2 protein-coding genes are annotated in these 1,226 nt (G+C 68.4%); one reads left to right on the top strand and one right to left on the bottom strand.

Annotated features, from left to right (window positions below; all coding sequences use genetic code 11):
- Positions 1-19: 19 nt before the first annotated feature.
- Positions 20-496, bottom strand: a complete 477-nt coding sequence (locus tag ACFU7D_RS29705) for an aromatic ring-opening dioxygenase LigA (protein ID WP_378874138.1) — start codon at positions 494-496, stop codon at positions 20-22.
- 182 nt (positions 497-678) lie between these two features.
- Between ACFU7D_RS29705 and ACFU7D_RS29710 the strand changes: the two genes are divergently transcribed.
- Positions 679-1,149 carry a DUF6069 family protein gene (locus ACFU7D_RS29710; protein ID WP_378874140.1) on the top strand — a complete coding sequence of 157 codons (471 nt, stop codon included), beginning with the start codon at positions 679-681 and terminating at the stop codon, positions 1,147-1,149.
- Positions 1,150-1,226: the final 77 nt, after the last annotated feature.

Below are 1,226 nucleotides of genomic sequence, written 5' to 3' on the forward strand. Positions count from 1 at the left end.
GTTGACGGGTGGGTGGGGGTCAAGCGGTGGCCGGTTCGAGGCCGTCGGTCTCCTCGGTGGCCTTCTCCTTCGCCGGTGCGACGGCCCGGGTCAGCGACCCGATCGCGAAGGCGACGAACAGCAGTACGAGGCCCAATCCCGCGACCAGGGCCGAGAGCCCGAAGGCGGTGACCGCAGTCAGCAGGGAGGCGCGTACGAACGACGACTCCGCCGCGACCTCGCGGATCGGGTCCTCCTGGTCGAGCTCGGCGTACGTCTTGCCCTTGGTGATCCCCAGGGCGTGCTTCTCGACGGTGGCCGCCTGGACGTAGGCCGAGAACGGGCCGTCGACGTTGTCTCCGGCGAGGAAGGAGGCGTCGTCGGCGACGGTGATCTCCTGCGCCTTCAGCTGGGTGTGGGCCAGGTAGTAGGTGGCGGCGCCACTGGCGATGAACAAGAGGCCGAACAGCCCGATCAGGGGGCTCAGCAGCTTCGCGATCCGAGGTTTGCGGGTCATGCCGACAAAGGCTCACCGGCCTTACTTTGGATTGGAAGCCCCGGAGGGTGTGATCTTCGTCGTGCGGAATTTTTTCGCGGATTTTTCGTGGGAGCTGTCGGATCGGTGTCGAGCCGTTCGTGGAGTGAGTGAGAAGCGGCCGTACGGGTCGCGACAAACCACCACCAGCGAGAGGCACCATCATGAGCACCAGCACCTACACTCAGGCCACGACCACCTCCCGCGGCCAGTTCGCTGCGCGGATGCCGGTCTGGTTCGTCAGCGTCACCGCCGTCCTTGTCGGCGCCCTGGTCACCGGCGTCTACGAGTTCTTCGCCCGCGCGGTCGGCGTGCCGTTCAACGTCGCGCTCCCGGGCACCGGCGTCGATCCCGCCGCGATCCCCGCGACCGGGCTCGCGTGGGCCGTCGCCGAGCTCGGGCTGATCGGCATCATCATCGCCGTCTGCCTGGCCCGTTTCGCCAAGCGTCCGCGCTCGACCTGGAAGCGCACCGCCTGGACCCTGACGGCGCTCTCGCTGGTGCCCAGCCTGATCGCCGTCACCGACTCCTACGCCACCAACATCATGCTGGTGATCTCCCACCTCGTCGCGGCGGCCGTGATCGTCCCCGTCATCGCCGCCCGGCTGGCCGAGCGCAACCCGCGCCGGGCCTGAGACCGGCCCCGCCCGGGGGGTAGTCCGGGAGCGAACTGCCTATTACTCGCGGGTATATGGGCAGTTCGCTCCCGGAC

The organism is Nocardioides sp. NPDC057577, assembly GCF_042801335.1.
Taxonomy (GTDB): domain Bacteria; phylum Actinomycetota; class Actinomycetes; order Propionibacteriales; family Nocardioidaceae; genus Nocardioides.